This window comes from Streptomyces sp. NPDC046977, assembly GCF_040644455.1.
In the GTDB taxonomy this organism is placed as follows: Bacteria; Actinomycetota; Actinomycetes; order Streptomycetales; family Streptomycetaceae; genus Actinacidiphila.
The window spans coordinates 38,594-53,065 of the sequence record NZ_JBEYWO010000043.1 but is presented as its reverse complement, the minus strand read 5'-3'; the positions used below and the strand labels follow the sequence as shown (position 1 = coordinate 53,065).

The following is a 14,472-nucleotide window of genomic DNA, read 5'->3' as shown; positions in this document are numbered from 1 at the left end:
GCCAGATCCAGTACCGGCCCACCATCATCACCGGCTGCCTCATCGGCACCGGCCTCGCCACAAGCCCCGGCGACATCACGCATTAATCCTCAGTAGCGGTGGGCGGCGATCTCCTGGCGGCCGACTCACCGCCTCACGCCCCGCGCGCCGCGGTCCATGCCAAGGCGACGGCGCAGCGGTGGCCGTGGCGGCGGCTGCGGCACTGGCGGTTCCGTGATGCCGGGACGCCCATCCCTGGGGCTGCGCTCGTGCCCCCGGCACGACAGGGACCCGTATGGGCGCTTCGCGCGGTTGGCGCCGGGTACGCGCCCTCCATGGCCGAATACGATGCCGGCCCCTACGTTCCCGGCGGCGCGGACGTGGCGGGACTGCGGCGCGCGGCGGCCGGGTGCCGTGGCTGCCCGCTGTACGCCGACGCCACGCAGACCGTCTTCGGTTGGGGTGAGCCGTCGGCGCGTGCCGTGCTGGTGGGGGAGCAGCTGGGAGACCAGGAGGACCGTCAGGGGCGGCCCTTCGTCGGTCCCGCCGGGAAGGTCCTGAACCGTGCGCTGGCGGAGGCCGGGATCGATCCCGACGAGGTCTACGTGACCAACGCCGTCAAGCACTTCAAGTTCACCGTGCCCGAGCGCGGCAAGCGGCGCATCCACAAGCAGCCGACCCTGCGCGAGGTCTCCGCATGCCGACCCTGGCTGACCGCCGAGCTCGAACTGCTCTCCCCGGACATCGTGGTGGCCCTCGGCGCCACCGCCCCAAGGCCCTGATGGGACCGGAGTTCCGGGTCACCCGGCAGCACGGGAAGCTGCTGACGCCCGGAGCGCCGCTCGACGGCGCGCACGTCCTCGCCACCGTGCACCCGTCGGCGGTGCTGCGCGCCGGCGAGGACCGGGAGGCGATGTTCGAAGGGCTGGTGGCCGACTTGCGGATCGTGGCGGGCAGCCTCATGTGATGCGCGCGGTGCGCCAGGCTCTTCCCTTTGACTGCCCAGAAGCCGTCGGCGCCTTACCGGCGGGGCTCCGGCCCGATGCGTCCGCCGCGCAGAAAGTCAGCATGAATCTGCTGACGATCGGTCCTTCGAAGCCGGCGAATGCCGTGTGCGTCGACGGTGGCTGGTGTCGCACCAGGGAAAATTCCGGCTGCGGCGGCATGCGCAGACCGCGACGACGAAGCGGTCGGATTGCACGATCCGGCCGTCACTGAGCACGACCTCGACGGGGCCCTCAATGAGGATCGGGCCATCCTCAGTGATCGTCACACGAGTTGAGCCGGACTCACCCCTGGTGTTCACCACGGATCACCACCAGTTCCTCCTTTTGCGCGCCGGGCGCTATCAGCCCCTGCTCCTCCAGCCAGCGGGCACGGCGCCGCAGTACCGGCCCGAATGGGATGCACCGCCGTTCGGAGACGGCCGCACGGAGCCCGGCACGGCGCAACCGGCTCAGGGTGTCCTCGACGCCGCACAGCCCCGAATGCACCAGGAGCAAGACGCCGCCCGGGGCCAGCAGGGACGGGGCGTCGACGCAGATCCGGTCGAGCAGCGCACGACCGTCACGGCCGGCGTCCCAGGCAACGGCGCGACCACGTCGTGGCAGGCAGGCCAGCGGCGACGGAACGTACGGCGGGTTGGCCATGATCAGATCGAAGCTGCAGCCGATGACCGGCCTGGTGAGGTCGCCCCGCAGGACCCGGACGCGCACGCCGTTGATTCTGGCGTTGAACCACGTCGTGCAGACCGCGCGCAGAGCGGCGTCGACCGCCGTCACGTGCGTACCTCTGCGCTCCGCCGCCGTCATGGCGAGCGCACCGGAACCGGTCCCGAGATCGAGGACGTTGGCACAGTCCGGTAGCGGTTCGCGCTCCACAGCGCCCCTCAGGAGAAAAGTGTCGTCCTGAGGTCGGTAGACCCCTGGCAGGCGCAAAAGCCGCATGTGTGGATCGATACCCGGACGTCGCCGGTCAAACGTGCGCTCGGCTCGGGCGCGGTCAGCGCCACACCGGACTGCTGTCGAGGGAAGCCAGCATGTTTCGGGGGTCCTGGTACACGGCAGCCGCTCCCGCCTCCTCGAGTTCCGCCCGTCCGATGCCGCCGGAGAGCAGCGCGACACAGGGCACCCCCGCCTTGCCGGCTGCTTCGATGTCCCAGACCGTGTCGCCCACGAACACCGCCCGGCCGGCCGGGACACCCGCCCGCTCCAGTGCCTGCGTCACCAGGTCGGGAGCCGGTTTGCTCGCGGCAACGTCGTCCTTGCTGGTCGCGTCGGCGATGACGTCATCGGCGTCGAGCGCGGTCCGCATGACCGCGAGCTCGTTGCTGTCGGCCGATGTGGCCAGCACGACCCGGAAGCCCCTGGCCGCGACCGCGCGCAGCAGGTCCGCTGCGCCGTCCAGCGGAGCGAGCGACGGACCGTAGGCGCCGTACAGGGCCTTGTGGGCGCCGCTGATCGCGTCGTCGCCCCGGCGGTCGCATGCCTCTCCCAGCAGCCGATCCAGCAGATGGTCGGAGCCCATGCCGATGGCGTGGTGGATGTCAGCCATCGACACGACGTGTCCGGCTTGCCGGAACGCCTCCCACCACGACACGGCGTGAAGGTAATTCGTGTCCACCAAAGTGCCGTCCATGTCGAACAGGGCGGCACGCTCAGCCTGGTCGCTCATGCGGGGCTCCCTCCCGCTGGATGAAAGGTTCACGCACGGCGACTACCCTCCGCCCATTCGGATAGACGTGTACCCAAGCCTGGAGGGGAGGCGCAAGATGGCCACGGTCTCCGGCATCAGGGGTGAATCCGCGGTCCCATCGGCGCGCGGACCGCTTTCCGCACTGGTCACGGACGCGCTGACCAGCGGACCGCCCCCGCGCCCGCTCCCCGCCCCGGACACAGAATGCGAACAGGCCGATCCATACGGCGACGATCTGCAACTGGCCTTGCATGTGTGCTACGAGCTGCACTACAGGGGGCTCGCCGGAGTCGACCCCCTCTGGGAGTGGGATCCGGACCTCCTGCGGTTTCGCGCGGTCCTGGAGGCGGCCTTCGAGAGCGCCCTTCGCGCCGATACCAGGGGAGCCGGCCGTGCCGCGGACCTCGAAGCGGAACTGGACACCATGCTCGTTGAACCCCTCGTCGACACCAGCGTCGGGCACTACCTGCGTGACCATGCGGATTGGGGCCAGCTGCGCGAGTATTTCGTCCATCGCTCGGTGTACCAGCTCAAAGAGGCGGACCCGCAGGCCTGGGTGATCCCGCGACTGGCCGGCCGCGCCAAGGCCGCGCTGGTCGCCGTCGAGTTCGACGAGTTCGGAGCGGGACGTGCCGAATGTGTGCACGCACAGCTGTTCGCGGACCTGATGCGGGACGCGGGGCTCGATCCGGTCTACGGGCGCTATGTGGACAGCGTGCCCGCAGTCACGTTGGCCACCGTGAACGTGATATCGCATCTGGGCCTGCACCGCCGCCTGCGCGGCGCGCTCGTCGGCCACTTTGCCGCGGGAGAGATCACCACCGCTCCCAGCGCACGCCGCTTGGTGCAGGCCATCGACCGCTTGGGCGGTGGCGCGGCGTGCCGGCACTTCTACGCCGAGCACATCGATGCGGACGCGGTCCACGAGCAGGTCATGCGGCGCGACGTCTTGGGTGACCTCGTCGCACGTGAACCTGCGCTCGCACCTGATGTCGTGTTCGGGGTGCGCGCCGCCTCGCTGCTGGAGGAACGCCTTGAGACCCACTTGCTCGACGCATGGCGCAGCGGACGTTCGTCGCTGCGCCTACCCCTGTCCGGTCCGTCCCGGACTGCAGAGAAAGACGTCCTGCCATGAGACTGACGACACTGGCCGCTACGCCGCAAAGCAAGACCAAGGGCAACGTGCTGACGAACGCTCTGGAGGCCCTTGAAGGGCAGGACTGGCTGGATGGTCCGGCCGCAGCGGTCCGTAAGGCCGTGCGGGCCCTGCCGCTGGGGAGAGCAAGAGACGCGCTGCACGGTGTGTGGCTCGGACACCCGCTCCACCCGGTGCTGGTGCAACTGCCCATGGGCGCCTGGACCTGCGCCGGCATTCTCGATCTGATCCCCGGACAGGGAAGGCCCGCCCGTCTGCTCGTGTCGGTCGGCCTCGCCTCGGCGGTGCCCGCGGCCGTAGCCGGTTGGGTGGACTGGTCGGAGCAGCGCCCGCGGCAAGCCCGCGTCGGTCTGATCCACGCGGCAGCCAACATCACAGCCGTCACGGCGTACGCCGGTTCACTGGCGGCAAGGTTCAGGGGCCGACCCGTGCTGGGCAGAGCTCTGGGCTTCGGTGGCATGACCGTCGCCACGGTGGGCGGTTTGCTCGGCGGCCACCTCGCGTACCGGCAGGGCGCGGGGGTCAATCACGCGGAGGCAGTCCCCGTGCTGGTCGAACCCGGCTGGCACCGCATCGGGATACCGCAAGATTTCCCGGTCGGCGAGCCGGTACGCCGCATGGCCGACGAGGTAGCGGTCGTCGTGATCCACGATGACGACGGGCGCCTCTACGCCTTGGCCGACCGCTGCAGCCACATGGACGGCCCCCTGCACGAAGGCAAGGTCCTCGAAGGCTGCATCGAGTGCCCTTGGCACGGCAGCCAGTTCCGGATCTCGGACGGGGAGAACGTCACGGGTCCCGCCATCGCGCCACAGCCGCGCTTCGACTGCCGTATCTCCCCTGAAGGCCACGTCGAGGTCCGCATCGCCCGAGCCTGAGCAGGCCACGCCGCTACCCCTCGGGTGGGCGAGATGTGGGACGAGTTGCGGCTGACGGTCCCCATCTGAGGCGGGCCGCCTCTCCTCGAAAAGCAGTCAGGCGGGGAGACCTCGGCCCGCCCCCACGCATCGGCACGTCAACCGATCGTGAGACGTGCCGATGCGTGCGGGGAGGGGGGCTCCAGGAGAACGTCACACTGCCCTGGGCCGTGTCGGCCCTATCCGACTGTGCGCGCCAACCGATGGGGCGGACGACGGACCGCCCCATCGAGTGGCCAGCGGCTTTGCGTCTCAGGGACGCATCAGCACCTTGATGGCGCCGTCGGCCTTCTTCTGGAACATCTCGTAGGCCTGTGCCGCCTGCTCCAGTGGCATGTGGTGGGTGGCGAAGGAATCTACGCCCAGGGGGTCGTCGTCGTTGAGCAGCGGCAGGATCTCGTCGCTCCAGCGGTGGACGTTGGCCTGTCCCATCCGCAGCTGGATCTGCTTGTCGAACATGGTCATCATCGGCATGGGGTCGCTCATGCCGCCGTACACGCCGCTCACCGATATGGTGCCGCCGCGTCGGACCATGTCGATGGCCAGGTGGAGCGCGCCGAGGCGGTCGACGCCCGCGTACTCCATCAGCTTGGCGGCCCATGGCCGCGGCAGGAGGCCGGCCGCCTGCTGGGCCGCCTTGCCGAGGGGGCTGCCGTGGGCCTCGGTGCCGACGGCGTCGATCACGGCGTCCGGGCCGCGGCCGTCCGTGGCGTCCTTGACGGCGCTGACCAGCTCCTCCGCGTCGTCGAAGGCGTCCAGGTCGTACGTGTCGGTCCCGTATTGCCGTGCCCGTGCCAGCCGCTCGGGCACGTGGTCGATGCCGATCACGCGGCCTGCTCCCAGGTGGCGTGCCACCCGGCAGCTCATCGCGCCGATCGGCCCGAGACCGAGCACGGCGACGGACCCGCCGGACGGCACCGCGGCGTACTTCACCGCCTGCCAGGCCGTGGGCAGGACGTCCGAGAGGTAGACGAAGCGGTCGTCGGGCGGCCCCTCGGGGACCTTGATCGGCCCGAACTGGGCCTGCGGCACCCGCAGGTACTCGGCCTGGGCGCCGGGGACCCTGCCGTACAGCTTGGTGTAGCCGAACAGCGCCGCTCCGGAGCCGAACTCGGTGACCTGCGTGGTCTCGCACTGGGTGGGCAGCCCTTCCCGGCACATGTAGCAGGTGCCGCACGAGATCTGGAACGGCACCACGACCCGGTCACCGGGAGCGACATTGGTGAGGTCGGCGCCCACCTCCTCCACGATGCCCATGGGCTCGTGGCCGAGGATGTCCCCGGGTGTCATGTAGGGCGCCAGGACTTCGTACAGGTGCAGGTCGGAGCCGCACAGTCCGGTCGAGGTGATCCGGATGACGGCATCCGTCGGCTTCTCGATCCGCGGGTCGGGCACCGTTTCGACCCTCACGTCACGCTTTCCCTGCCACACGGTCGCGCGCATGGTCGATCACTCCTCTCGGACGTGGACGTCCGTCGGGGCAGGAGGATCGCGTACCCGAGGGACGGCGCCCGAACCTCGTACCGGCCGTCGCACTGGGGACGTTAGGGAACGCCGCATTCGGGCAGCCGCTTTCTGGGGTGGCACGTCGGCGAGCAGGCGTGCGCGCCCTGCACCTGGCGGACGCGCAGGCCGAGCGGCCCGAACCTTCACAGGGCACTGCAGCGAGTGCTGTCGGCGGCCGCGGCGAGTGCCACGCGGTGGGCGTGGAGGGCCTGGCGGTTCCGCGAGGCCTAAGGCGCCGCTGACAGCGAACAACACACGACAGAGGAAGGGAAACCCCGTGTCGATCAAGGTCTCGGACTTCGTCCTGCGGCGCCTGCGGGAATGGGATGTGGAGCACGTCTTCGCCTATCCCGGCGACGGCATCAACGGGCTGCTCGCCGCCTGGGGACGGGCGGACAACAAGCCGGTCTTCGTGCAGGCGCGGCACGAGGAGATGGCCGCCTTCCAGGCGGTGGGCTACGCCAAGTTCTCCGGGCGGGTGGGAGTGTGCGCTGCCACCTCCGGTCCCGGCGCCATCCACCTGCTCAACGGGCTCTACGACGCGAAGCTCGACCATGTGCCGGTGGTGGCGATCGTGGGCCAGACCAACCGCAGCGCGATGGGCGGCTCGTACCAGCAGGAAGTCGATCTGCTGAGCCTCTATAAGGACGTCGCGTCCGAGTACGTCGAGATGGTGACCGTCCCCGAGCAACTGCCCAATGTCATCGACCGGGCCATGCGCACGGCCCAGGCCAAGCGAACGGTCACCGCGGTGATCATTCCGGCGGACGTCCAGGAACTCGACTACTCCGAGCCCGAACACGCCTTCAAGATGGTGCCCTCCAGCCTCGGCATGTCCTCCTCGGCACCCGTGCCCGACGACGCGGACCTGGCACGGGCCGCGGAGGTGCTCAACGCGGGCGAGAAGGTCGCCGTCCTCGTGGGCCAGGGTGCGCGAGGCGCGCGGGCCGAGGTGGAGCAGCTGGCCGACACCCTGGGCGCGGGCGTGGCCAAGGCGCTGCTCGGCAAGGATGCCTTGTCCGACGAACTGCCGTACGTGACCGGCGCCATCGGCCTGCTGGGGACCCGGCCGAGCTACGAGCTGATGCAGGGATGCGACACCCTGCTCGTCATCGGCTCCAGCTTCCCCTACACCCAGTTCCTGCCGGAGTTCGGCAAGGCCCGCGCAGTGCAGATCGACATCGACCCGTTCATGGTCGGGCTGCGCTACCCCTTCGAGGTCAACCTCGTGGGCGACGCGCGGCGCACCCTGGCGCGGTTGCTCCCGATGCTGGAGCGCAAGGAGCACGGCAGTTGGCGCCGGAAGGTCGAGAAGGACACGGCCCGCTGGTGGGAGGTCATGCAGCGGCGGGCGGCCGTCGAGGCCGATCCGATCAACCCCGAGCACGTCGTGCACGCCCTGGACGCTGTGCTGCCCGACGACGTGATCCTGGCGGCCGACTCCGGCTCCGCGGCCAACTGGTACGCCCGCCACCTGCGGATGCGCGCGGACATGCGCGGCTCGCTGTCGGGCGCCCTGGCCACGATGGGGCCGGGAGTCCCCTATGTGATCGGCGCCAAGTTCGCCCACCCGGAACGGCCCGCGGTCGCCCTCGTCGGTGACGGCGCGATGCAGATGAACGGGATGGCCGAACTGATCACGGCAGCGAAGTACTACGAGGGGTGGTCCGACCCGCGCATGGTCGTGGCCGTCCTGAACAACGGCGACCTCAACCAGGTCACGTGGGAGATGCGCGCCATGACCGGCGCACCGCAGTTCCTGCCCTCGCAGTCACTGCCCGACGTACGGTACGCGGACTTCGCGCGCTCCATCGGCCTGGACGGACTGCGGGTGGAGAAGCCCGCGGACGTCGAGGACGCCTGGCGGCGGGCGCTGGCCGTGGACCGTCCGTTCGTCCTGGACTTCCGTACCGACCCCGCCGTGCCCCCGATCCCGCCGCACGCCACGCTGGACCAGATCGCGGCCGCGGCCGCGTCCGTGCTGAAGGGCGACTCCGACCGGGCCGCCATGGTCCGGCAGGGCCTCAAGGCGAAGGTGCAGGAGATGCTGCCCGACCGGAAGCGGCACGAGCCCGGGGACCGGGAGGGATGACGACCCCTTCCGCCGCTGCGGGGCCGTGAGATGCCCGCACCGCGTGGCGTGGGTCTCAGGCCTGGCTGAGCGTGGCGGGTCTGGCCCACGCCTTCGGCATCGATCTGTCCGGCCACTGCGCCCCACACCTCCACGCCCACGCGGCGGCATGTGCGTATCGAGGAGTTGTTCTTCCACGGCACCCTCGACCCGGCTGCCGGCGCGATCACCCGGTGGCATGAGGGGCGGGGCCGAGGCCGGGAGCAGCCTGCCGTCAGGAGTTGGCGTCGCTCCGGCTCAGGCTTGTGCCTGGGCGACCTCGTCGACGACCTGGCGGTCGAGTGCCGCACGGACCAGGGCGGCCGCGAAGGCCGCGTGGGCCTTCCGCGGCACCAGGGCGGCCAGTTCCTTCGGCTGGTCGGGCAGGCCGAGTCGGCGTGCGCCCTCGACCGCCTTGCGGTCGAACAGGGGGCCTGCCTCGGGCCAGACCGCCTGCACCTCGCGGAGGAAGATGTCCACGCCGACCGGGCCGAGCCCCGGGATCCGGCGCAGGGCCCTGCGCAGTTCGTCGGGGTCCTCGGCCGCCTCGTCGCGCAGACGCCGCAGGTCGCCGCCGTAGCGGTCGAGCAGGAGCCGCGCCCCGTCGCCGAGTTGTGTCGCGGTGCGCTCGTCATAGCGGCGGTAGTGGCCCTTGCCGAGGGCGTCCACGCGCTGCTGCCAGGTCGCCTCCGACATCCGGCGCGGGTTCCGCATGCCGGCCGCGAAGAGTTCGTGCGCGGCGGCGGTGGCGACGGACGCCTTGATCCTGGCGCTGAGCAGGCAGGCCGCGACCAGTGCCTGGTACAGCGGTTGCGGCGTGTTCTTCATCGTGATGCCGGCGTCCTCGGCGTAGGTGCGGCCCTCGGCTTTGAGGAGAGCCTCGGCCGTCGCGCGGTCCTGCGCCTTGTCGCGGTGGGTGGTCCCGGCTGCCATCGGTGATCACCTTCTTGCCATAGGCGGATGGGATCTCTTGCCTGCCGCGCCGTGGGCGGGAGGTGAGCGCTCGGACACGACGCCCAGCAACGCCCGCAGCGCGGACGGGCTCTCTCGGTCCACACTGCTACCCGGACCCGCGGTACCCATACCTGGGCGTCCTGAGACAGCGTCCCGCCCACGTTGCAGGGCAGCTGCAACCACTGTGGTCTGGTCTCTCGCAGTGCCTTTAAGGGGCCGATTTATGGGCATGACCCCGAGAGGAGATGAGACAAATGGGTGAAAATGGATACGAGACCTCGCGAACAGCTGTGGCCGAGGCTATGACGCATCCGCTGGACACCATGAAGGCGACGGCGCAGCACGTACCCGGCGCCCCCGCCGTCAAAGGCGTCGTTGACGGAATGCTCGACTCCGTAGGGGCCGTGTCGCCACGAACACGGCGCGTTATGGCATACACCGGCGCTGGGCTCCTGGGCGCCGCCGGGATCGTCGAGTGGCCGCTGGCCGCCGCCGGAGCAGCCGCGGTGTGGCTGACGCAGCCGCGTCCGGGCGCGATGACGAAGGGCATCAGCCGGGAAAGCGCCGGGCCCGTGCCCGCGGACGGCGAAGGCGTGGACCCGTTGCCCGAGCCCATAGGCGGGGCCAGCAAGGCGAAGATCAAGGCCAAGGACGCCGGCAAGAAGCACCGGGCGATGTGAGCCCGGCGATGGCGAGGGACCTGGTGGGTGGGCTGCCCCGCACCGCGATTCGGCTCGTCACGGCAGCGGCCGGTCGAGCGGCGACGGCAACCGGAACGGGGATACGCGCAGGGCGGGCAGTGGCGGGGGCGCTGCGTCCCAGGCCGTCCTGCTGGAGCAGCGGACACCATCTGCACTTGGCCTTGCGGGTGCCGTCCGGGGCTGGGACGGAGCGAACAGATCTCGAAGCGGCCGCGAGCCGGGTCGCCGAGGCTCTTGCGGAGCATGCAGACGTCCTGACGGCGTACTGGGACGGCGGATTCGGCCGGCTCGTCGTGACCCTCACCGAGGACGCCGTCACGGAGACCGTGGAAGAACGGGCCGCGGGTCTGGCGGAGAGGCACGGTCTGGAGCCGGCCGCCGAATCCACAATGCCCGACCCGCATCCCGCCTGGAGCGGTCGCCCGAGGACGCAGGCCATCGCGCTCGCTTGCGACGTGGCGGGGCTCGCGACTGCCGTGACCGGCCGGGCCCTGCGCATACCCGGCTCCCCCCGGCTGATCACGGCCGCTGTGACCGCAGTCCGCGAACACCCCCGCATCCGAGCCACGTTGGAACGACGCCTGGGTGACACGACCACCGAACTGATCATCGCCGCCTCGTACGCAGCAGCTCACGGTTTCGGGCAGTCCCCGACCGCGCTCTGCCTGGATGCGGCCTTGCGCAGTAGCCAACTGCTCGAGGCGGCGGCCCGGGCCGCGCACTTCGGCGCGCTCCACGACAGCCTTCTGGCCCCTGGCAGAAGCAGCGTGCGCGTACCCGAAAGCACCCGGCCGGCTCTGCGAGTCCGGCCCGGCGAGGCATACGCGGACCGGGCCATGACGGGCGCACTCGCAGGCGCCGCGGGCACTTTCGTGTTCACCCGCGACATCGGCGAGGCCGCCGAGGCGGTCCTGGCCGGCTCACCGCGAGCGGCCCGTTACGGCCCCACCGCGTTCATCGCGGCACTTGGCACCCGGCTCGCCCGCCAGGACGTCTTCATCCGGCACATGGAACGCGTGTGTCAGCTCGACGAGGTCGACGCGATCGTCCTGCACTCCTCGGTCCTCAACAGCGACCGCAGGACCGTGCTGGAGGTCCACCCCAGCGCCGACGACTGGAGCGAAGCGCAACTGTGGCAAGCCGCCGCGGCCACGCTTTCCCAGCAGGACGGCGACAGCGAGGCCGACAGGGACGGCGCCGTCGGGTTGCGTCCCGTGCCCGACAGCAAGGACGACGACTCCGCCACCCACATGATGATCGCCTCCGTCGACAGCAGAGACGTCGGTACGGTCCTGGTCGGCTGGGAAGTCGAACCGCGAGCGGAGTCCGTGCTGGACGCAGCGCGCGGTGCGGGCCTGCACGTGGTGGTCACCAATGACGGGTCCCTCGACGAGTTCGGCAGCCTCGCCGATGAACTGGTGTCCGACGAGCAGCCGTTGGAGGAGACGCTCCATCACCTCCACGCGGCGGGACGACTCGTCGTCGCTGTCGCGCGCGTCCCCGCCGCCGGCAGCCACGACGCCCTGGTGCGAGGCCTGCTTGCCGCCGACCTTGCCGTCGCCGTCACGGACGACGATTCCGCGGTGGCATGGGACGCGGACGTATTCGTGCTGAACGGCCTCGATGGACTCTGGCGGCTGCTGGCCGCCGTACCTGCCGCCGGGAGAATGGCACGTCACGCCAGAACACTGGCCGAGGCAGGCGCAGCGCTCTCCGAACTACTGGTGATCACCAGGGGCTCCCGGGGCCGGCGCGGCAGGCTGCGGGCCGGACTGCGGCTCAGCCCCGTCAACGTCGCGGCCGCGGCGGCGATGGTGCTCGGCTGGTACAGCGCTGTGAAGGCGACCGGACTTCCGGTGCCTCATCCACGGCCCCGCGTGCCGTGGCACGCCCTCGATCCACGGGACGTCCTCGCACGTGCCAAGGAGTTCGGGCACCGCGAGGCGGCAGAAGCGGAACGCACGACCACCGCCGCGCGCCGGGTCGCGGAGGGCGCTGCCCAGGTACCGGTGCTCGCACCGGCGCGGCTGATACTGCGGCTTCTCCTTGCCGTACGCGCAGAGCTCGACGACCCGCTGACCCCCGTGCTTGCCGTCGGCGCGACCGCCTCCGCCCTGCTGGGCTCCGCGGTCGACGCCCTGCTCGTCACCGGCGCTGTAGGCATGAACGCGCTCGCCGGAGGAGTGCAGCGGTTGCGCGCGGAACTCGCCCTGGAGAACCTGGCGATGAGCCAGCGTCAAAAGGCCCGCCGTGTCGACGACGCGGGCACCGACGCGACGAGCACCGTGGAAGCCGGCCGGCTCCACCCCGGTGAGGTCGTCGATCTGCAGACCGGGGACGTGGTGCCCGCCGACGCGCGAGTACTGGAGACGGACGACCTCGAAGTCGATGAGTCGTCCCTCACCGGCGAGTCGCTGCCGACGCTCAAGCAGGTCGACGCGACCCCGGGCGCGCCAGTGCCGGACCGCCGCTCCATGGTCTTCGAGGGAGCCACCGTTGTGGCAGGGCACGGACGTGCCGTCGTGGTGAACACCGGTGAGGACACCGAGGCCGGACGAGCCGCACACCTCGCCTCACGAACCCCTCCCGCGGCCGGAGTCCAGGCGAGGCTGCGCGAACTGACCGGTCACGTCATGCCGTTGACGCTCGCAGGGGGCGCGGCGGTCACGGCGGTGTCCCTGCTCCGCGGCACCCCCGTACGCGAGGCCGTGCGTGGCGGGCTGACCGTGGCGGTGGCGGCCGTGCCGGAGGGACTGCCGCTGACGGCCACCGTCGCCCAGCTCGCGGCCGCCCGCCGGCTCACGGACCACGGCATGCTCGCCCGTACACCGCGCACCCTCGAAGCGCTGGGACGCATGGACACCCTGTGCTTCGACAAGACCGGCACCTTGACGGAGAACAAGCTTCGCGTCGTACGGGTCGCGGCGGACGGGGACGTCCACCCCCCTGACGCCGCTGACGCCGCCGGAGTCCTGCGAACCGCCGTGCGTACCTGCCCGCGCGACACGGACGATCGTGGACGGCACGCCCACGCCACCGACGCGGCGATCATCGAGGCCGCACCCGATGACCCCCAGTGGTCACCCGAGGATGCCTTGCCGTTCGAGGCCAGCCGCGGCTACGCCTCGGCGACGGGCGAGGAATCCGACGGCACTCGGCTCCTGGTCGTCAAGGGCGCTCCTGAGGTCGTCCTGCCCGCATGCCGGGGCGACGAGACGGCAGCGACCGAGACGGCGCGGACACTGGCCTCGCAAGGCCTGCGCGTCCTGGCCGTCGCCGTGCGCCGCCTCGACGACGACGTGCCGACGGATGTCCTGGACCGGCCGTTGGACGAGTCAGGGCTCGATGTCGTCGGTTTCATCGCCCTCGCCGACACACCGCGCGATGACGCTGCCGCGCTCGTCAGCGGCCTCCAATCGGCAGGCGTACGGCCGGTAATGCTCACCGGCGACCACCCCGAGACCGCCCGCGCGGTCGCCGTGGAACTCGGCTGGCCCGAGGACGTGAGCGTGGTGACCGGCGACGACCTGGCGTCACTCGACCGCGGCAAGCGCGCAGAACACGTCCGTGACTGCGGCGTGGTGGCCCGCGTCGCACCGGAGCAGAAACTGCACGTGATCGAGGCGCTCCGGGAAGCCGGGCGAGTCGTCGGCATGGTCGGGGACGGCTCGAACGACGCTGCCGCGATCCGGGCGGCCGACATCGGAGTCGGTATCGGCGCGCACGGCTCGGCCGCCGCACGCAACGCGGCCGATCTCGTGATCGTCGACGACGCGCTCGCTGTGCTGCTCGAAGCCGTTGCGGAAGGGCGCGCCCTGTGGCACAGCGTCGCCGACGCGATCAGCGTGCTCATCGGCGGAAACGCCGGGGAGATCGGCTTCTCCCTGTTCGGCACCCTGCTCGGCGGCGACTCTCCCCTGTCCACCCGGCAGCTCCTGCTGGTCAACCTGCTGACCGACATGTTCCCCGCCATGGCCGTCGCGGTCACCCCTCAGGAAGGCGACCGGGAACCCGGTGCGGCTCGCGTCGGCACGGCGCCGGTGGGGCTGGCCACCCTCGGCACGCCGTTGCTGCGCCAGATTCGGCGCCGAGGCATCGTCACCGCGCTCGGCGCCATCGCGGCCTGGCTGGCCGGCACCGTCACACCCGGTTCCCCTCGCCGAACCAGCACGATGGCCCTCTGCGGTGTCGTCGGCGCCCAGCTCACGCAAACCGCGACAGGACGACTGCACAGCCCCCTGGTCATGCTCACCGTCGTGGGCTCCGCGGCCGCACTCGTCGCCCTGGTGCAGACACCGGGCGTCAGCCAGTTCTTCGGCTGCACACCGCTGGGGCCGCTGGCCTGGGCCGGTGTCGCCTCGGCCATCGCCGTGGCGCTGGTCGGATCCCGAATCAGCTCGTCGGGCGCGTCACGTCCGGAGCAGCACGCGTAGCAGCCCCAACGGCACCTCGGCG

The 14,472-nt window shown here is 70.9% G+C and carries 10 protein-coding genes and 1 pseudogene; 6 read left to right on the top strand and 5 right to left on the bottom strand.

The window, feature by feature from the left end:
• Positions 1-314: 314 nt before the first annotated feature.
• Positions 315-946 (top strand): annotated as a pseudogene (locus tag ABZ883_RS38905) (UdgX family uracil-DNA binding protein).
• A gap of 96 nt (positions 947-1,042) precedes the next feature.
• On the opposite strand, the gene ABZ883_RS38900 reads toward ABZ883_RS38905, so the two are convergent.
• From ABZ883_RS38900 to ABZ883_RS38890, 3 genes are read right to left on the bottom strand one after another with little or no spacing between them, the layout of a single operon-like run.
• Positions 1,043-1,285 (bottom strand): CDGSH iron-sulfur domain-containing protein, encoded by a 243-nt coding sequence (locus ABZ883_RS38900; RefSeq protein WP_360915513.1) that lies wholly within the window; start codon positions 1,283-1,285, stop codon positions 1,043-1,045.
• Positions 1,269-1,925 carry a HemK2/MTQ2 family protein methyltransferase gene (locus ABZ883_RS38895; RefSeq protein ID WP_360915504.1) on the bottom strand — a complete coding sequence of 219 codons (657 nt, stop codon included), beginning with the start codon at positions 1,923-1,925 and terminating at the stop codon, positions 1,269-1,271. The genes ABZ883_RS38900 and ABZ883_RS38895 overlap by 17 nt, the downstream gene beginning before the upstream one ends.
• 55 nt (positions 1,926-1,980) lie before the next feature.
• Positions 1,981-2,652 (bottom strand): HAD family hydrolase, encoded by a 672-nt coding sequence (locus ABZ883_RS38890; protein WP_360915501.1) that lies wholly within the window; start codon positions 2,650-2,652, stop codon positions 1,981-1,983.
• A gap of 97 nt (positions 2,653-2,749) precedes the next feature.
• Here ABZ883_RS38890 and ABZ883_RS38885 point away from each other — a divergent pair, with 97 nt between their 5' ends.
• Both ABZ883_RS38885 and ABZ883_RS38880 read left to right on the top strand, forming a co-directional pair.
• On the top strand, positions 2,750-3,808 hold the full coding sequence (locus tag ABZ883_RS38885) for an iron-containing redox enzyme family protein (RefSeq protein ID WP_360915498.1): 1,059 nt from the start codon (positions 2,750-2,752) through the stop codon (positions 3,806-3,808).
• Complete coding sequence (locus tag ABZ883_RS38880; RefSeq protein WP_360915495.1) at positions 3,805-4,707, top strand: Rieske 2Fe-2S domain-containing protein; 903 nt, start codon at positions 3,805-3,807, stop codon at positions 4,705-4,707. Before ABZ883_RS38885 ends, ABZ883_RS38880 begins: the two co-directional genes overlap by 4 nt.
• 291 nt (positions 4,708-4,998) lie before the next feature.
• Here the strand turns inward: ABZ883_RS38880 and ABZ883_RS38875 are convergent, their stop codons facing one another.
• The gene (locus tag ABZ883_RS38875; RefSeq protein WP_360915492.1) at positions 4,999-6,189 is read right to left on the bottom strand and encodes a zinc-dependent alcohol dehydrogenase; all 1,191 of its coding nucleotides are present in this window, start codon (positions 6,187-6,189) and stop codon (positions 4,999-5,001) included.
• 340 nt (positions 6,190-6,529) lie between these two features.
• Between ABZ883_RS38875 and ABZ883_RS38870 the strand changes: the two genes are divergently transcribed.
• Positions 6,530-8,344 carry a thiamine pyrophosphate-requiring protein gene (locus tag ABZ883_RS38870; RefSeq protein ID WP_360915489.1) on the top strand — a complete coding sequence of 605 codons (1,815 nt, stop codon included), beginning with the start codon at positions 6,530-6,532 and terminating at the stop codon, positions 8,342-8,344.
• A gap of 276 nt (positions 8,345-8,620) precedes the next feature.
• On the opposite strand, the gene ABZ883_RS38865 is transcribed toward ABZ883_RS38870, so the two are convergent.
• On the bottom strand, positions 8,621-9,295 hold the full coding sequence (locus ABZ883_RS38865; RefSeq protein WP_360915486.1) for an endonuclease: 675 nt from the start codon (positions 9,293-9,295) through the stop codon (positions 8,621-8,623).
• Positions 9,296-9,744: 449 nt separating this feature from the next.
• Between ABZ883_RS38865 and ABZ883_RS38860 the strand changes: the two genes are divergently transcribed.
• Positions 9,745-9,996 (top strand): hypothetical protein, encoded by a 252-nt coding sequence (locus tag ABZ883_RS38860; RefSeq protein ID WP_360915483.1) that lies wholly within the window; start codon positions 9,745-9,747, stop codon positions 9,994-9,996.
• 176 nt (positions 9,997-10,172) lie between these two features.
• Complete coding sequence (locus ABZ883_RS38855) at positions 10,173-14,450, top strand: cation-translocating P-type ATPase (RefSeq protein ID WP_360915480.1); 4,278 nt, start codon at positions 10,173-10,175, stop codon at positions 14,448-14,450.
• Positions 14,451-14,472: the final 22 nt, after the last annotated feature.

Excerpts from the sequence above, each read along its gene's own strand:
- ABZ883_RS38895 (WP_360915504.1), bottom strand. The coding sequence starts at position 1,925 with ATGCGGCTTTTGCGCCTGCCAGGGGTCTACCGACCTCAGGACGACACT.
- ABZ883_RS38890 (WP_360915501.1), bottom strand. The coding sequence starts at position 2,652 with ATGAGCGACCAGGCTGAGCGTGCCGCCCTGTTCGACATGGACGGCACT.
- ABZ883_RS38885 (WP_360915498.1), top strand. The coding sequence starts at position 2,750 with ATGGCCACGGTCTCCGGCATCAGGGGTGAATCCGCGGTCCCATCGGCG.
- ABZ883_RS38880 (WP_360915495.1), top strand. The coding sequence starts at position 3,805 with ATGAGACTGACGACACTGGCCGCTACGCCGCAAAGCAAGACCAAGGGC.
- ABZ883_RS38875 (WP_360915492.1), bottom strand. The coding sequence starts at position 6,189 with ATGCGCGCGACCGTGTGGCAGGGAAAGCGTGACGTGAGGGTCGAAACG.
- ABZ883_RS38865 (WP_360915486.1), bottom strand. The coding sequence starts at position 9,295 with ATGGCAGCCGGGACCACCCACCGCGACAAGGCGCAGGACCGCGCGACG.
- ABZ883_RS38860 (WP_360915483.1), top strand. The coding sequence starts at position 9,745 with ATGGCATACACCGGCGCTGGGCTCCTGGGCGCCGCCGGGATCGTCGAG.